The following is a 16,108-nucleotide window of genomic DNA, read 5'->3' as shown; positions in this document are numbered from 1 at the left end:
ACATGAAAAGATTTGCACCCGCTTTGCTTGCTGTTTGTCTCTCCTGTAGTTTTTCCGCATCGTCGTTTGCGGCCGAGGCGCTGCAAACGAAGCCGTTTAACGCGATGCCAGCGGACTTTATTAAAGGTGCGGATATTTCGACGCTGCTGGATGCCGAGAAGCATGGTGCTCGTTTCTATAATGAACAAAACCAGCCACAGGACGCGCTGGCTATTCTCAAAGCCAACGGCGTGAACTACGTTCGTCTGCGCCTGTGGGTTGACCCGAAAGATGCCGACGGCAACGCGTATGGCGGTGGTGATAACGATCTCGCCAGTACGCTGGCGCTGGCGAAGCGAGCAAAAGCGCAGGGTATGAAGCTGCTGCTGGACTTCCACTACAGTGATTTCTGGACCGATCCAGGCAAGCAGTACAAACCAAAAGCCTGGGAAAAGATGGACTACCCGCAGCTGAAAACCGAGATTCACAACTATACCCGCGACACTATTGCCCGCTTCAAAAAAGAGGGCGTGCTGCCGGATATGGTGCAGATTGGAAACGAAATTAACGGCGGTATTCTCTGGCCGGAAGGCAAAAGCTGGGGGCAGGGCGGCGGCGAATTTGACCGTTTAGCCGGCCTGCTGAATGCGGCGATTTCCGGGCTTAAAGAGAATCTGAAGGATGGCGAGCAGGTTAAAATTATGCTCCACCTGGCTGAAGGCACTAAAAACGACACTTTCCGCTGGTGGTTTGATGAAATCAGCAAACGCAACGTGTCGTATGACGTGATTGGCCTGTCGATGTATACCTACTGGAATGGCCCTATCAGCGCATTGAAGGCCAACATGGATGACATCAGCAAACGCTACAACAAAGATGTCATCGTGGTCGAAGCCGCCTACGGCTATACCCTGGAGAACTGCGATAACGCGGAAAACAGCTTCCAGGCGAAAGAAGAGAAAGACGGTGGTTATCCGGGCACGGTTCAGGGGCAATATAACTATATTCATGACTTGATGCAGGCCATTATTGATGTTCCCGATAATCGAGGCAAAGGCATTTTTTATTGGGAGGCAACCTGGATTGCCGTTCCGGGAAATACCTGGGCTACAAAAGCGGGCATGAAATATATCCATGATGAATGGAAAGAAGGTAATGCGCGCGAAAATCAGGCGCTATTTGACTGTAAAGGGAAAGTCTTGCCGTCGGTAAAAGTATTTAATTAATTTGAACACTCTTTTTCAGGATTTTATTATGAAAAAATTTCCGCCTTTGAGCCCGAAGGTTAATGCGCTATTGCATGGTGCAGATTATAACCCGGAGCAATGGGAGAATTATCCCGGTATTATCGACCAGGATATTACGATGATGCAGCAGGCAAACTGTAATGTCATGTCGGTGGGGATATTTAGCTGGGCCAAACTTGAGCCGCAAGAAGGCGTATTTGATTTCGCCTGGCTGGATAATGTTATTGATAAACTGTATGCCGCCGGGATACATGTTTTTTTAGCCACCCCAAGCGGCGCGCGTCCGGCGTGGATGTCAAAAGCCTATCCGGAAGTGTTGCGCGTGGGGCGTGACCGCGTGCCGGCGCTGCACGGCGGTCGCCATAATCACTGTATGACCTCGCCGGTTTACCGCGAGAAGACGCTAAAAATCAATACGCTGCTGGCGGAACGCTATTCACAGCACCCGGCGGTGCTGGGCTGGCATATTTCCAATGAATACGGCGGCGAGTGCCACTGCCCGCGTTGTCAGGCTAAGTTTCGCGACTGGCTGAAGGCGCGTTATAAGACGCTCGATAATCTGAACCACGCCTGGTGGAGCACCTTCTGGAGCCACACCTATACCGACTGGGAGCAGATTGAATCACCGTCGCCGCAGGGGGAAGTGTCTATCCATGGCCTGAACCTCGACTGGCGACGTTTTAACACCGCGCAGGTGACTGAATTTTGTCGTCATGAAATTGCGCCATTAAAGGCGGTGAACCCGGACCTGCTGGTGACCACCAACTTTATGGAGTATTTCTACGATTACGATTATTCGCAGCTCGCCGAGCCGCTGGACTTCATCTCCTGGGATAGCTATCCAATGTGGCATCGCGATAAAGACGAGACCACGCTCGCCTGCTATACCGCGATGTACCACGATATGATGCGTACACTGAAGGGCGGCAAACCGTTCGTGCTGATGGAATCCACGCCGAGTGTGACCAACTGGCAGCCGACCAGCAAGCTGAAGAAACCGGGTATGCACATCCTCTCTTCGCTACAGGCCGTAGCCCACGGCGCGGATTCCGTGCAGTACTTCCAGTGGCGTAAGAGCCGTGGTTCGGTGGAGAAATTCCACGGTGCGATTATCGATCATGTCGGGCATCTCGATACCCGCGTTGGCCGCGAGGTCACTCAGCTTGGTCATATCTTAAGACAGCTACCGGACGTTGTCGGCTGTCGCACTGATGCGAAGGTCGCCATCATCTTTGACCAGCAGAGCCGTTGGGCCATGGACGATGCGCAAGGGCCACGTAACAAAGGTATGGAGTATGAGCTGACGGTGAACGAACACTACCGTCCGTTCTGGGAGCAAGGGGTCGCCGTAGACGTGATTGACGCCGATGGCGATCTCAGCGCCTATCAGCTGGTGATTGCGCCAATGCTGTATATGGTGCGCGAAGGTTTTGCCGAGCGCGCCGAAGCCTTTGTCGCTAACGGCGGCCACCTGGTCACCACCTACTGGACGGGGATCGTCAATGAAAGCGATCTCTGCCACCTGGGCGGTTTCCCTGGCCCGCTGCGCAAGCTGTTAGGTATCTGGGCGGAAGAGATAGATTGCCTGGACGACGGCGAGCGTAACCAGGTTCAGGGGCTGGCGGGGAACATGGTTGGACTGCAAGGGCCTTACCAGGTGCGCCACCTGTGTGAACTGATTCACCCTGAAACCGCGCAGACGCTGGCGGCGTATCGTGATGATTTCTATGCGGGGCGCCCGGCCGTGACCGTCAATAGCGTCGGTAAGGGCAAGGCGTGGCATATTGCTTCGCGCAACGATCTGGCGTTCCAGCGAGATTTCTTCACCTCGTTAATGGATGAGCTGGCGCTGCCGCGAGCGGTTGCCAGCATCTTTCCACCTGGGGTGGTGGCTACCGCGCGTACCGATGGCGAAAGCGCCTTTGTCTTTGTGCAGAACTTTACCGCGCAGACGCAGACAGTTACCTTGCCGGATGGCTATGAACATGCCGCGACAGGCGCTGATGCCAGCGGTCAGCTGGTGCTGCAACCCTGGGACTGCCGTATCGTTCGCCGTAAAGCATAATCCGCTGCAATCCCAAGCCTGCTCATCAGAGCAGGCTTTTTTACCTCTGTAGATAATCAAGGAGCGTCGATGATGGTCAGTCTTAAATCCTTCCTGCACTACTTCTCCCAGCCTAAACCGTCGGTGCCATTAAGCGCCAATGAGCAACAGCAAATTCAGCGTCTGATTAGCGCATTTGGTGGTCAGAATAATATTGAAAATGTTGATGCCTGTATTACGCGATTGCGCGTCACGGTTAAGGACCTGTCTGTCGTGGATTCTCAGGCGTTGCAGAATGAAGGTGCGCTGGGGGTTATTATTCTGGGGCAGCAGGTTCACGCTATTTTTGGCAAGCAATCTGATGCGCTGCGTCAGTTGTTAGATGAACACTTTACGGGTAATAAATAAATTAGTATGTTGCCATCTGGAAATTTTTCACGGTTCTGCCGGATGGCGCTTCGTTTATTTGGGAAATAATAGCTTTATATGAAAACCCTGATTTGATATCGGGGTTTTTTATTATTGGTGCGATAAAAAAAGAGGACAACCTAATAATAGCATTATCCCCAAGGCCAGATGATAGAAACAATAATGGAGTGGCAAATATAAAATTGGCGCAAATAACAAAAGATAGAATTAGGGCAAAACAATGATTCAGTCAGGTTAACGTATTACCACCAGGCTTCCACCTGCACGCCGAAGTTCCAGGTATCGCTGGCGGTGCCGTCGTTAAAGGCATTGCCCTGTTCGGAATCATTCAGGTAAGAGGCAAAGACGCGCAGCTCCGGACGAGACATAAAGTCAGGGCCATCTGCCAGGCCTAACGCGATGGTGTATTTCTCGCCGCTCTGCTTATAGTGGCTACCGTCAGTGTAGGAGTCTTTCTGATAGAAACCACCCACTTCACCAATTAAACGTACATATTCAGTGAACTGATATTGCGCGCGGCCAACCAACGAGACCAGACGTGATTTATCGGTGTATTCGGTGGTGTTATCCGCCGAACCGTAGGTCAGCACGTGGTTAAGAGAGAACTTGTCGGTAATTGGGATCAGACCGGTGTTGATAACACGGTAGCCGGTGGCATCATTGACGTAGTTCCACATGTCGTACCAACCTCCCCCCTGGGAGACCATGTTCTGCGCCAGGCCTTTGTTGGCATATTGCAGCACCAGCTTGTTATAGCCGCCAAACATATCCTGGCTGATTTCACCGGTCAGCATCACACCGTTATCAGCATCATACAAGCCGCCGTAATCCTTCTGTTTGTCAGTTGCGTTCGGCATGGCGTAGTCGATACCGAATTCGGTCCAGGCACCGCTCCATGGTTTCCAGCCCGCATAGCGAAGGTCAATGTAGTTAATGTTTACGTCGTTATCACCGTCAACGCGATAGTCGACATCGTTGGCGTCGCCGCGGATCCAGGCCAATGAAACCGCGCCAGGGCCGACGGTATAATTTTCGATCCCGGCGCCGGAGCCGGAAATATTCCAGTATTTGGTATCAATGATGTGCAGATCGTGGCGCTGGTAATAGCGTTTCCCACCCCAGATAACCGCATTCGGATCGCCCGGGATAAGCCCTTTAATCTGTAGGTTTAATTGACGCAGACCAAACTGCGCATCGTCGCCGAAGGTAGTTTCGTTATCGTTTGAACCGTCGGAAACCATGCTGACCATTGAGTCCAGGTAGAAACTGACATCGTTTTTCTTATACACCTCAGAACCCAATTCAAGTTCACCGTAGGTGTCGGCTTCGTTTCCCAAACGGCCGAGTTTGTTTTTTTGCCATTCCTGCATTCCGCCATCGCCAGAAACGCCTACACCGGAGCGGAGGTAGCCATGGAAATCAATAGGAACTGACGTTGCCGCCAGCAGAGAAGATGAAGTCAGCGCAGTAGCTAACGCAATTGAAAGCGTGCGTAGGGTTGTTTTCATTATTATCCTCGTTTTGATTTGTATTACGTTCACATAACGAGTGTAATAAAATGCCTAAATGTAAAATCTGGCAAACATTTGATTGTTGATATGTGACTAACTGCAAATAAATTAACCATTTTATGTTCATTTTGTAAGGGGTTTCTTGTTGCATGGAAATGTGGGCGTATATCTTTTTTATGTTATCGTATGTCATAAATCAGGTCGGTAGACGTTTTTTGGGATGACCCCTGTTACAATCTAGCGATAACAACATAAGGAACCGGACGATGAAGTCTAAAAGCGCAACTTTGGAAGACGTTGCTCGCCATGCGGGCGTCTCCTACCAGACTGTGTCCAGGGTACTCAATAAATCTGCCAATGTATCCGAAGCCACACGCCACAAGGTGGAGAAATCCATCGAGGCACTCCGCTATGTCCCAAACCGACTTGCCCAGCAGCTGGTTGGCAAGACCACTCATACCCTTGGACTGGTGACCACTTCACTGGCGTTGCACGCGCCTTCTCAGGTTGCGGCAGCGGTGAAACGCTACGCAAATGTAGAGGGGTATCAGGTACTGATTTCGATGATTGATGAGAACGTCAATCATAGTGTTCAGGATTCGATCAACGAACTGAAATCACAGCTGGTCAGCAAAGTGATTATCAACGTACCATTAGAGACTGAAACAGCACAGAAAATTGCAGATGACAACGATGATATCGTCTGTCTTTTCCTCGATGTTGATCCCTATAGTTCGGTGTATAACGTTTCGTTTAATCCGGCAGATGGCACCCGTGCCAGCGTCAAATATCTGTATGAGTCGGGTCATCGTGAGATGGCGATTCTGGCCGGCCCGGTGAGTTCTGTCTCCGCCAACCTACGTTTGAGAAGTTGGCTGGATACGCTCAATAGCTACGGACTGAAGCCGGTGACCGTGCTGCACGGCAACTGGGATGCACAAAGCGGCTATGCCTGTGCGCTGCAAATGCTGCGCGAGACCCCGGATTTCTCGGCGGTGCTGGTGGGGAACGATCAGATGGCGTTAGGGGTGCTGAGCGCATTTCATCAGCATCAGGTCGCCATTCCCGGCGAAAAGTCGGTGATTGGTTACGATGACACCTATGAAAGCTCATTTTTCTACCCAGCGCTGACCACGGTATCGCTAGACCTGGACTTGCAGGGCAAAGAGGCGGTACGCCGCATTCTTGAAAGTGACGACAACGCCTCGTCACGGACTTCATCCATTCTCCCTGCTCGCCTTGTCGTGCGCCACTCTTCTGGTGCGAAGGTGGAGCAGGGCAAAGATATGCAGGCGATTGCCGAGCAGCTGCGCGCGATTGCGCATCAGCTTAGCCGCTAACCTCCCTTGCCGGAGTGCAGTCTGCACTTCGGCTATTTCCCTTAAAACTGTAGGGTTGCAAAGCGCTTTTTGACGGCGTATCGTAATTGTTATGTTATAACATATTAGTTGAGGCTCAGATGAAAGCGAACATCCACCCCCATTACCGTACCGTGGTATTCCACGACACCAGCGCTAACGAGTACTTTAAAGTCGGTTCCACCATCAAAACGGACCGGGAAATTGAGCTGGAAGGCGTGACATATCCTTATGTCACGATTGATGTTTCCTCCAAATCGCACCCGTACTACACCGGGAAGCAGCGCAGCGTTTCCGCCGAAGGTAGCGTCGCGCGCTTTACCCAGCGTTTTGGCCGCTTTGTTGATGTGAAAAGGGGGGCCTGATGCAGGTACTTAACTCGCTGCGCAGTGCGAAACAGCGCCATCCGGATTGCCAGATAGTGAAGCGCAAAGGTCGTCTTTACGTGATCTGTAAATCCAACCCCCGCTTTAAAGCCGTACAGGGGCGCAAAAAACGTCGTTAACGAAAGGCCTCCAGGGACTGGCGCTGCTTGCCGTCGGCGGTAAAGTTATCGGCGGCAAGCCAGGCCTGGAAGGCGCGGTCCAGCGCGGGCCATTCGCCGTCGATAATGGAAAACCAGTCGGTATCGCGGTTGTGGCCTTTAATCACCAGCGCCTGGCGAAAATGTCCTTCAAACTGAAAACCTAAACGTAGTGCCGCACGGCGTGAGGGTTCATTGAAACTGTTGCATTTCCATTCATAGCGACGGTAGCCGAGCGTCTCGAAGGCGTAGCGCATCAACAGCCACTGCGCTTCCGTTGAGGCGGGCGTGCGGCTAAGCAGTGGCGAAAAGTGAACATGCCCCACTTCCATCACCCCATGATTTGGCTCGATACGCATCAGTGCCAGCGAGCCCACTGGCTGCTGGGTGCGGATATCTATTACCGCAAAGTGCAGCGGATCCTGAAGGGATTCCACGCCGGCGATCCACTGACGATACTCTTCCACCGATCCCTCTGGCTCACGCAGTAGCCACGTCCAGTTGCGGGTATCCGCCGCTTGCTGATGGGCGGCAAAGAGCGCATCAGCATGTTGCAGACTTAGCGGTTCCAGACGGCAATACTGACCTTCCAGCACCACGCGCTGCGGATACGGGCGTGGCTGCCAGTCCGGCAGGGCATCGCCAATTAGCTGACCAAATTGATTGAGCTGACTCATAACCTCTCCTTAGGGAAATAAACAATACGTCGAGCGTAGGGCTTTGCTGGTTCCATAAAAAGTGCCACCAGAGTATCTTTTGATGGTGCCATGAGGAGCAGCCATGAATATTCCCGACGATCCCTTTTTTACTCTCTTGAATGATGCGCTTGCGGCGCGCGGTGCGGAGACGCTGCAACGCAGCCTGTACGCGGCGCTCAGAGACGCCATCCTGTGCGGACAGCTCCAGGCGCAGAGCTGGCTTCCTGGTTCTCGGACGTTGGCCGAGCGGCTGAGCATTTCACGTAATACGGTCAACGCCGCCCTGGAACAGCTGGCGATGGAAGGTTATCTACGTCGCGATCGTCGTGGCTCCCGGGTGGCGTCTTTACCGCAGACGGCGGGGGCCACAGACTGTATCCCTGTCTCACTGCCGGAACGCCTGCTGGATTTGCCGCAGGTACAGCCTCGCGATACGCCGCCGCTCCTGTTCACCCCCGGCACGCCGGCTATCAACTACTTTCCTTTGCCGCTGTGGCGTCGATTGCTGGATCGCGTTTTGCGCGAACAGGGTAGCAGCCTGCTTGGCTACGGCGATGCGGCGGGAGAGTGGCCGCTGCGGGCGGCGATTGCCCGGCATCTGGCGCTATCGCGGGGTATCGACTGCGATGCGCGGCAAATTGTGATCACGGAAGGGGCGCTGGAAGGCGTGAATCTCTGCACCCATCTGCTGAGTGAACCGGGGCAGAGAGCATGGGTAGAGGAGCCGGGATACTTCGGCGCGAAAAGCGCATTTATGGCGTCGGGGCTTGTGCTGGAGGGCGTGGCGGTCGATAACGAAGGAATGCGAATTGCCGATGATTTGCCGCCACCGACGCTGATCTTTACTTCACCTTCGCATCAGTATCCGACCGGCAGGGTGCTCAGCGTGGCGCGACGGCTGGCGCTGCTGGAATATGCGCGCCAGCATGGCTGCTGGATTATCGAAGATGACTACGACAGTGAATTTCGCTTCAGCGGTGAGCCGATTCCGGCGATGCGCGGCATGGACGACAACGCGCCGGTGGTGTACCTCGGTACTTTCAGCAAAACGTTATTCCCATCGCTGCGCATTGGATTTATGGTCCTGCCGCCGATGCTGGTGGAGGCGGCACAACCTGCTATTCGTGCGCTGCTGCGCGGTGGACATCGGGCGGAGCAACGGGCGCTGGCGAGCTTTATTGAGGAAGGACACTATGCCCGACATCTGGCGGCGATGCGCCGTCTGTACCGCAAGCGTCAGGCGCAGCTACGCGCGGCGCTGGAAGAGGAATTAAGCGTTCCGCACCAATTAATGGCGGGTGAGGGCGGGTTACATATGACGGTCGCTATTGACGGCATTGATGACGTGTCGCTGGTGCGCCAGGCGCGTGCGCATCAGATGACGCCCAGCGCGCTCAGCACATTTTATCTCGACCGTCAGCATGCCCGTACGGGGTTGGTGTTGGGCTATGGTAATACGTCCGCCTCACAGTTTGCACCGGCAATACGGACGTTACAGCGGCTTATTGCGCCGCTTCGGCGCGGGCAAGGGTGAAGACGTCGTAGAACGACAGGTCGCCCTTGGTGGTGACCATTTTTTGCAGCTGCGTTTTGTACTGACCGTCGACGCGGTTAGAGTGCAGGATATTGTCAATCAACTCCGGTGGTACGAAGCGAGTGTTGTACCACTCACCGTTGTAACACACGCGAAAATCCAGCACATCGATATCTTCGTAGCGGTAGCGCGGATAGACGTCGAAGAAGAAGAAGCCGTTCAGTAGCGCAAACAGCAGCCACAGTAGCCAAACCGAATCGGCCAGCGTGTCGGAACGCATCATCACCACCAGGGTGGCGAAGAAGGCGAGGTACATGGCAATGAACAGGCCGGGGTGGTTGCGAATAAAACTGATACTAAAGCGCGGCCGGTTGTCGCGCTTTTCGCGGGCGTTGAGTTCATCAATAGTTTGCGTGAGTAATCGCTGGATCTCTGACATCTTTTGCTCGGCAACGTTAGGCGGAATAGCCTATTGTATGTTGCGTTAATCCATGCAGAAAGTAACAGATTGGTTGCAAAAAAGCATAACAGTCTGTTGCTGTTATCAAGCTAACATCTTGATGACGCGGGCCGGGTTGCCGCCGACAACGGCATTGGCTGGAACATCTTTCACGACAACAGCGCCGGAAGCAATCACCGCGTTATCGCCAATCGTCACGCCGGGGTTAATCACCGCACGTCCGCCAATCCACACATTGTGGCCGATTGTCACCGGTTTGCCGAACTCGATACCGCTATTGCGTTCAATGGCATTGAGGGGATGAGTGGCGGTGTAGATATGTACACCCGGTGCCAGCATGCAGTTATCGCCGATATGAATCGGACAGACGTCGAGCATGACGCAATCGAAGTTAGCGTAGAAGTTGGCGCCAAGAAAGATATTGTAGCCATAGTCGCAGCGGAACGTTGGCTCGATATAAGCATCGTCACCTTGGCCGAGCAGCTCGTTGAGTAGCGCTGTGCGTTCGGCTTTTTCATCCGGAGCCGTATGGTTATATCGGTGAATCAGCTGCCTTGCGCGGATCCTGTCCGTTCTTAGCGTGTCATCGGCCGGGCGATAATGCTCGCCGGCAATCATCTTACGTTTTTCATCGCTCATGGGCGTCTCCCTTTAATAGAGCCATCACCTTAAAAGGTGATTAGCGCTTTGGGAACGTTCCCCATTCGTCGATGTGATGCCATTCACACAATCAGTCACATAACAGGGAGAAGTCATGCATGAAACAGAAAAAATTAACGGATGTATTTCCACACGGTTGAAGGGATCTTGTCGTACAGTTTATTCATCGTCAATTCTGCCAGACGATGATCGGCAGCTGAGTAAAATACCGCCAGCTCATTATCAGAGAGTTCATATTTATTTTTTTCAATAACGCGTTCCAGCGTGTCAATAGACTGACAGCGGCGTAGACGCATCAAATAATCGGTTTTAGTTAGTGGTTTATCAGACATAATTCACCCATTGATTGTAATAATTTTAACAAGACAGGCTAACAGGGTTAGCACGGCTAGCATTGACAAAACAACGGAAGAGTTTGTTCCCTGACTTCCGCCATTTTTGCAGGTCGACGCTATTAATGCCGTAGTTGCTGAATAACATGAAAGTATCATCCAGATATTCGTCAATCTGTGCAATCAGTTTATTATCGTCGTCGTACTTAATTTTATAATTAAGTGCGAACGTCGCAATATGTTCTATCAGCTCATTAAGCTGCAGGTTAACCGCCGAGGTAGGGTCATTCACCCAGCCATGGTTACTCTCTTCGAGTGTGGCAAGACAATCATGATACAGGGTTTCACAAAGAAACTTAAGCTGTGCGATATCATGTCTTTTTGGTGAGTATTCGTCCATAACGCATCCCCCTTGTCGTAGTGCAAACAACGAATAACAAATACCGGTGTGGGATGGTACTGCTGGCAACCTGAAACGTGCACCTGTTCCTGATCTGCTGTAACTATAATCTACTCCGCAAAAGATTTCACCGAGCTATTACGAAAAATTACAATTAAATCTCAGACGGTTAAATTTTTCTTCTTCTCACCCATATGAATGAGCAGAGAAAAGCTAACGTCTTGTTTTGCTTCAGAAGAGGTTACAGGCTATGTCGATTCATAAGCTTAGACAGCGGTTTGCCAGGGTTGGTGCGTTCATTTATGTTAGGAAAATTCCTAATTTTTTTAAAGAGAATACGCATTTTCCAGATTATTCGAAATAAATTAAAGATAAATCTCAAATTCTTAAAATTAACAGTCCACGTTATTTTTATTATTACAGGGACTCAACGATTCACATTTATTAATGAATGATTAAAAAATAGACGTTTTAAGATTGTTGGCAACGGGATAAAAAAAAGGGCCGCTTGCGCGGCCCTTTCGGTGAGAGCGTTTTAGTGATGCTCAACCTTATGGCTGTGCTCAATGTCTTCGTTTTTACGACTGAAACGACGACGCACGACCACGAAGAACACCGGTACAAAGAAGATAGCCAGTACGGTCGCCGTGACCATCCCGCCCATTACGCCGGTACCAACGGCGTTCTGAGCACCGGAGCCTGCACCGGAACTGATAACCAGCGGCATTACGCCGAGGATAAAGGCCAGCGAGGTCATCAGGATTGGACGCAGACGCATACGAACCGCTTCCAGCGTCGCCTCGATGAGACCTTTACCTTCTTTGTCCATCAGGTCTTTGGCAAACTCAACAATCAAGATGGCGTTTTTCGCCGATAGACCGATGGTGGTCAACAGACCTACCTGGAAGTAAACGTCGTTGGTCAAACCGCGCAGCGTTGCGGCCAGCAGCGCACCGACAACCCCCAGCGGAACCACCAGCATAACCGAGAACGGAATTGACCAGCTCTCATACAGCGCTGCCAGACAGAGGAAGACGACGATCAGGGAAATCGCGTACAGGGCAGGGGCCTGGTTACCGGACAGACGTTCCTGGTAGGACATCCCCGTCCAGTCGTAGCCGATACCCGCAGGCAGTTTACCCGCCAGTTCTTCCATCAGGTTCATGGCCTCACCGGTACTCTTACCTTCAGCCGCCTGACCCAGGATTTCCATTGATGGCAGACCGTTGTAACGTTCCAGACGTGGTGAGCCGTATTCCCAACGTGAAGTAGAGAATGCGGAGAACGGCACCATCTGACCATCGCTACCGCGAACGTACCATTTGCCGATATCTTCCGGCAGCATACGGTATTTCGCTTCAGACATCAGGTACACCTTCTTCACACGACCGCGGTCGATGAAGTCGTTGACGTAGCTACCGCCCCAGGCCGTGCCGAGAGTGGTATTGATGTCGCTGATGGATACACCCAGCGCCTGGGCTTTTTCCTGGTCGATATCAATCTTGAACTGCGGCGTATCTTCCAGGCCGTTAGGACGTACGCCGGTCAGCACGTCTGGGTGCTGGGCAATCATCCCGAACAGCTGGTTACGCGCCTGGGTCAGTTTTTCGTGTCCCAGACCCGCCTGGTCAATCAGCTGGAAGTCGAAGCCGGTCGCGGTACCCAGTTCTACGATAGCCGGCAGGTTAAAGGCGAACACCATCGCGTCTTTAATCTGCGAGAAGTAGCCCATCGCACGACCGGTAATCGCTTCAACCTTGTTCTCTGCGCCCGGACGTTCACTCCAGTCTTTCAGCGACACGAACGCGATACCGGTGTTCTGACCACGTCCCGCGAAGCCGAAGCCGTTTACGGCGAAGACGGATTCAACGTTGTTTTTCTCTTTGGTGAGATAGTAATCGGTCATCTCATCCAGCACTTTCTGCGTACGTTCCTGGGTCGCACCGGCAGGCAGCTGCGCCATGCTGAGGAATACGCCCTGGTCTTCGTCCGGCAGGAACGAGCTTGGCAGACGTACAAACAGGAACGCCATGCCGACAACGATGATCAGATACAGCAGCAGGTAACGACCGGTGCTGCGCAGAATGTTGCCTACGCTATCGGTGTAGTGGTGCGTGCTCTTCTCGAACATCCGGTTAAACCAGCCGAAGAAACCGGTGGTTGTGCCGTGGCTGCCTTTCTGAATAGGTTTCAGCATAGTGGCACACAGCGCCGGCGTCAGAATCAACGCCACCAGTACCGACAGCGCCATCGCCGAAACGATAGTGATGGAGAACTGACGATAGATAGCACCGGTAGAACCGCCGAAGAAGGCCATCGGGATAAATACTGCGGACAGCACCATCGCGATACCGACCAGTGCGCCCTGAATCTGGCCCATGGACTTACGCGTCGCTTCTTTAGGCGGCAGGCCCTCTTCGGCCATCACACGCTCAACGTTCTCGACCACCACGATGGCGTCATCCACCAATAGCCCGATGGCGAGCACCATCCCGAACATCGTCAGGGTGTTTATCGAGAAGCCGAACGCGGCAAGCACCGCAAAGGTCCCGAGCAGGACGACCGGTACGGCGATGGTTGGGATCAACGTCGCGCGGAAGTTCTGCAGGAACAGATACATTACCAGGAACACCAGGATGATCGCTTCGACCAGCGTTTTCACTACTTCATGAATCGAGATCTTAACGAACGGGGTGGTGTCGTACGGGTAAACGATTTTCAGGCCTGACGGGAAGAACGGCTCCATTTTCACCAGTTCAGCGCGAATGGCATTCGCGGTGTCCAGGGCGTTAGCGCCGGTCGCCAGTTTAATCCCCAGACCGGAAGCCGGCTGTCCGTTAAACTTCGCTACCACGTCATAGCTTTCACCGCCGAGCTCAATTTTCGCAACGTCGCGCAGGCGAACCTGTGAACCGTCCTGATTGACCTTCAGCAGAATGTTGCCAAACTCTTCGGTATTCGTCAGTCGGGTCTGCGCCACGATAGAGGCGTTCAGCTGCTGGCCAGGTACAGGCGGCGTACCACCTAACTGACCTGCCGCAACCTGGGCATTCTGCGCTTTCAGAGCGCTGATGACATCAACCGGCGTCAACTGGAAGTTGTTCAGCTTGTTCGGGTCCATCCAGATACGCATCGCATACTGAGAACCGAACAGCTGAACGTCGCCCACGCCGCTGGTACGGCTGATGGCGTCTTTCATGTTCGCTGCCACGTAGTCAGAAATATCGTCCTGGTTCATGGTGCCGTTGGTGTTGATAACACCGACGACCATCAGGAAGCTGCTGGACGCTTTCTCAACGCTGATACCCTGCTGCTGAACTTCCTGCGGCAGAAGCGGCGTTGCCAGTGCGAGCTTGTTCTGTACCTGAACCTGAGCGATGTCCGGATCGGTACCGGATTCGAAGGTCAGCGTGATGGTTGCGGTACCGGTGGAGTCGCCGTTGGAGGACATGTACATCAGGTGATCGATACCGTTCATATTCTGTTCGATAACCTGAGTAACCGTGTTCTGCACCGTTTCGGCGTCAGCACCGGGGTACATGGCTGTGATCGAAATTGCAGGCGGCGCAATCGTCGGATATTGCGCAACCGGCAATTTGAGGATCGATAGCCCCCCAGCCAGCATGATAATGATGGCGATCACCCACGCAAATATGGGGCGATCGATAAAGAAATTAGGCATGTCTTAACGGCTCCTGTTTAAGTTAAGACTTGGATTGTTCTGACTGAGCAGCGCCTGCTGCGGCTTGCTGTTTATCGTCAGAAGTGACTTCCTGGGCTTTTACCTGAACGCCAGGTTTCACTTTTTGCAGACCGCTGATGATGACGCGATCGCCATCTTTCAGACCTTCGGTCACCAGCCATTTATCGCCAATGGCCTGGGTTGCAACAATCTGGCGGGTTTCAACTTTATCGCCTTCACCGATAACCAGCGCACTCGCGTCGCCACGTGGCGTACGGGTGACACCCTGCTGAGGCACCAGTAGTGCAGTCGGGTTGGTACCTTCTTCCAGACGTGCACGCACGAACATGCCTGGCAGCAGCGTATGATCTGGGTTCGGGAAGATCGCGCGCAGCGTGATAGAACCGGTCGTCTGGTCAACGGTCACGTCAGAGAACTCTAAGGTGCCGCTCTGCGGATATTTGATGCCGTCGTTGGTCACCAGATCCACTTTCGCTTTGCCGTTTTCTTGTTTCAGTTTGCCATCCGCCAGCTCCTGCTTCAGGCGCAGGAAGTCGTTGCTGGACTGCGTAACGTCAACATAGATAGGGTCCAACTGCTGAACGGTGGCCAGCGCGGTGGTTTGCCCGTTCTGTACCAGCGCGCCTTCGGTGACCGAAGACTTACCAATGCGTCCGCTGATAGGCGAGGTGACTTTGGTGTAAGCCAGGTTGATACGCGCGGTTTCTACGGCGGCTTTTGCGGCGACAACGGCGGCGTTAGCCTGTTGGGCATCGGCCAGGGCGGTATCGTAATCCTGTTTACTGATGTACTGAGTACCCAGCAGTTTAGAGTAACGGCTGACGGTCAGTTTGGCGATGTTCGCTGCCGCTTCGGCTTTCGCTAAATCACCTTTCGCACTTTCATAAGACGCCTGGTAAGTTGCCGGATCAATCTGATACAGCGATTCGCCCGCTGTGATTTCGCCACCTTCGATAAAGTTGCGCTTCAGAATAATACCGCTGACCTGCGGACGAACTTCCGCGATACGGAAGGCGCTGGTACGTCCCGGTAATTCTGTCGTGATTACAAGAGGTTCAGATTTGAGCGTCACAACGCCAACTTCTGGCATATGTTGTGCACCTTGCTGAGCTGGTTTGTCGTCACATCCTGTTAGCGCTAAGCTGCCTGAGAGCATCAGAACGACCGCCAGAGGCGTTAACCCTCTGTTTTTGTTCATATGTAAACCTCGAGTGTCCGATTTCAAATTGA

At 52.9% G+C, this 16,108-nt stretch carries 15 protein-coding genes; 7 read left to right on the top strand and 8 right to left on the bottom strand.

Translation table 11 applies throughout. The features are described 5' to 3' along the window. Positions 1–2: 2 nt before the first annotated feature. The 3 genes from GY169_RS17745 (at position 3) to GY169_RS17735 (ending at position 3,678) form a co-directional block, all read left to right on the top strand. Positions 3–1,205: an arabinogalactan endo-beta-1,4-galactanase gene (locus tag GY169_RS17745; RefSeq protein ID WP_167576473.1), complete on the top strand. Its 1,203-nt coding sequence runs from the start codon at positions 3–5 to the stop codon at positions 1,203–1,205. A 28-nt stretch (positions 1,206–1,233) separates the two neighbouring features. Next, positions 1,234–3,291 carry a beta-galactosidase gene (locus GY169_RS17740; protein ID WP_167576472.1) on the top strand — a complete coding sequence of 686 codons (2,058 nt, stop codon included), beginning with the start codon at positions 1,234–1,236 and terminating at the stop codon, positions 3,289–3,291. 72 nt (positions 3,292–3,363) lie between these two features. Continuing rightward, on the top strand, positions 3,364–3,678 hold the full coding sequence (locus GY169_RS17735) for a glucose PTS transporter subunit EIIB (RefSeq protein ID WP_167577332.1): 315 nt from the start codon (positions 3,364–3,366) through the stop codon (positions 3,676–3,678). Positions 3,679–3,941: 263 nt separating this feature from the next. Here the strand turns inward: GY169_RS17735 and GY169_RS17730 are convergent, their stop codons facing one another. Then, the gene (locus GY169_RS17730) at positions 3,942–5,207 is read right to left on the bottom strand and encodes a maltoporin (RefSeq protein WP_065356851.1); all 1,266 of its coding nucleotides are present in this window, start codon (positions 5,205–5,207) and stop codon (positions 3,942–3,944) included. Positions 5,208–5,476: 269 nt separating this feature from the next. On the opposite strand from GY169_RS17730, the gene GY169_RS17725 reads away from it, so the two are divergent. The 3 genes from GY169_RS17725 to ykgO all read left to right on the top strand — a co-directional run bounded on the left by GY169_RS17725 (position 5,477) and on the right by ykgO (position 7,073). Then, a complete protein-coding gene (locus GY169_RS17725) occupies positions 5,477–6,550 on the top strand; it encodes a LacI family DNA-binding transcriptional regulator (protein WP_065356850.1) in 1,074 nt (357 codons plus the stop codon). 119 nt (positions 6,551–6,669) lie between these two features. Further along, positions 6,670–6,933: a type B 50S ribosomal protein L31 gene (locus GY169_RS17720; RefSeq protein ID WP_167576471.1), complete on the top strand. Its 264-nt coding sequence runs from the start codon at positions 6,670–6,672 to the stop codon at positions 6,931–6,933. Beyond that, positions 6,933–7,073: a type B 50S ribosomal protein L36 gene (gene ykgO, locus GY169_RS17715; RefSeq protein ID WP_003859006.1), complete on the top strand. Its 141-nt coding sequence runs from the start codon at positions 6,933–6,935 to the stop codon at positions 7,071–7,073. Before GY169_RS17720 ends, ykgO begins: the two co-directional genes overlap by 1 nt. Here the strand turns inward: ykgO and GY169_RS17710 are convergent. Next, the gene (locus tag GY169_RS17710; protein WP_167576470.1) at positions 7,070–7,768 is read right to left on the bottom strand and encodes a GNAT family N-acetyltransferase; all 699 of its coding nucleotides are present in this window, start codon (positions 7,766–7,768) and stop codon (positions 7,070–7,072) included. The two genes, ykgO and GY169_RS17710, sit on opposite strands and share 4 nt — an antisense overlap. Before the next feature lie 103 nt (positions 7,769–7,871). On the opposite strand from GY169_RS17710, the gene GY169_RS17705 reads away from it, so the two are divergent. After that, the gene (locus tag GY169_RS17705; RefSeq protein ID WP_167576469.1) at positions 7,872–9,323 is read left to right on the top strand and encodes a PLP-dependent aminotransferase family protein; all 1,452 of its coding nucleotides are present in this window, start codon (positions 7,872–7,874) and stop codon (positions 9,321–9,323) included. Here GY169_RS17705 and GY169_RS17700 read toward each other — a convergent pair. The 6 genes from GY169_RS17700 to acrA form a co-directional block, all read right to left on the bottom strand. Beyond that, positions 9,292–9,762: a YlaC family protein gene (locus GY169_RS17700; RefSeq protein ID WP_163445950.1), complete on the bottom strand. Its 471-nt coding sequence runs from the start codon at positions 9,760–9,762 to the stop codon at positions 9,292–9,294. The genes GY169_RS17705 and GY169_RS17700 overlap by 32 nt on opposite strands. A gap of 105 nt (positions 9,763–9,867) precedes the next feature. After that, entirely contained in the window at positions 9,868–10,422 is a 555-nt protein-coding gene (gene maa / locus GY169_RS17695; RefSeq protein ID WP_163445951.1) for a maltose O-acetyltransferase, read from the bottom strand. A 134-nt stretch (positions 10,423–10,556) separates the two neighbouring features. Continuing rightward, the gene (locus tag GY169_RS17690) at positions 10,557–10,775 is read right to left on the bottom strand and encodes an HHA domain-containing protein (protein ID WP_064547995.1); all 219 of its coding nucleotides are present in this window, start codon (positions 10,773–10,775) and stop codon (positions 10,557–10,559) included. 25 nt (positions 10,776–10,800) lie between these two features. After that, positions 10,801–11,175, bottom strand: a complete 375-nt coding sequence (gene tomB, locus GY169_RS17685; protein ID WP_064547997.1) for an Hha toxicity modulator TomB — start codon at positions 11,173–11,175, stop codon at positions 10,801–10,803. 535 nt (positions 11,176–11,710) lie between these two features. Then, complete coding sequence (acrB, locus tag GY169_RS17680) at positions 11,711–14,857, bottom strand: multidrug efflux RND transporter permease subunit AcrB (protein WP_064547999.1); 3,147 nt, start codon at positions 14,855–14,857, stop codon at positions 11,711–11,713. 22 nt (positions 14,858–14,879) lie between these two features. Beyond that, a complete protein-coding gene (acrA, locus tag GY169_RS17675) occupies positions 14,880–16,076 on the bottom strand; it encodes a multidrug efflux RND transporter periplasmic adaptor subunit AcrA (protein ID WP_163445952.1) in 1,197 nt (398 codons plus the stop codon). Positions 16,077–16,108: the final 32 nt, after the last annotated feature.

Origin of the sequence: Kluyvera genomosp. 3 (assembly GCF_011765685.1) — a bacterium.
In the GTDB taxonomy this organism is placed as follows: Bacteria; Pseudomonadota; Gammaproteobacteria; order Enterobacterales; family Enterobacteriaceae; genus Kluyvera; species Kluyvera georgiana_A.
This window is presented reverse-complemented; position numbering and strand designations above follow the sequence as displayed.

Excerpts from the sequence above, each read along its gene's own strand:
- GY169_RS17745 (WP_167576473.1), top strand. The coding sequence starts at position 3 with ATGAAAAGATTTGCACCCGCTTTGCTTGCTGTTTGTCTCTCCTGTAGT.
- GY169_RS17740 (WP_167576472.1), top strand. The coding sequence starts at position 1,234 with ATGAAAAAATTTCCGCCTTTGAGCCCGAAGGTTAATGCGCTATTGCAT.
- GY169_RS17735 (WP_167577332.1), top strand. The coding sequence starts at position 3,364 with ATGGTCAGTCTTAAATCCTTCCTGCACTACTTCTCCCAGCCTAAACCG.
- GY169_RS17730 (WP_065356851.1), bottom strand. The coding sequence starts at position 5,207 with ATGAAAACAACCCTACGCACGCTTTCAATTGCGTTAGCTACTGCGCTG.
- GY169_RS17725 (WP_065356850.1), top strand. The coding sequence starts at position 5,477 with ATGAAGTCTAAAAGCGCAACTTTGGAAGACGTTGCTCGCCATGCGGGC.
- GY169_RS17720 (WP_167576471.1), top strand. The coding sequence starts at position 6,670 with ATGAAAGCGAACATCCACCCCCATTACCGTACCGTGGTATTCCACGAC.
- ykgO (WP_003859006.1), top strand. The coding sequence starts at position 6,933 with ATGCAGGTACTTAACTCGCTGCGCAGTGCGAAACAGCGCCATCCGGAT.
- GY169_RS17710 (WP_167576470.1), bottom strand. The coding sequence starts at position 7,768 with ATGAGTCAGCTCAATCAATTTGGTCAGCTAATTGGCGATGCCCTGCCG.
- GY169_RS17705 (WP_167576469.1), top strand. The coding sequence starts at position 7,872 with ATGAATATTCCCGACGATCCCTTTTTTACTCTCTTGAATGATGCGCTT.
- GY169_RS17700 (WP_163445950.1), bottom strand. The coding sequence starts at position 9,762 with ATGTCAGAGATCCAGCGATTACTCACGCAAACTATTGATGAACTCAAC.
- maa (WP_163445951.1), bottom strand. The coding sequence starts at position 10,422 with ATGAGCGATGAAAAACGTAAGATGATTGCCGGCGAGCATTATCGCCCG.
- GY169_RS17690 (WP_064547995.1), bottom strand. The coding sequence starts at position 10,775 with ATGTCTGATAAACCACTAACTAAAACCGATTATTTGATGCGTCTACGC.
- tomB (WP_064547997.1), bottom strand. The coding sequence starts at position 11,175 with ATGGACGAATACTCACCAAAAAGACATGATATCGCACAGCTTAAGTTT.
- acrB (WP_064547999.1), bottom strand. The coding sequence starts at position 14,857 with ATGCCTAATTTCTTTATCGATCGCCCCATATTTGCGTGGGTGATCGCC.
- acrA (WP_163445952.1), bottom strand. The coding sequence starts at position 16,076 with ATGAACAAAAACAGAGGGTTAACGCCTCTGGCGGTCGTTCTGATGCTC.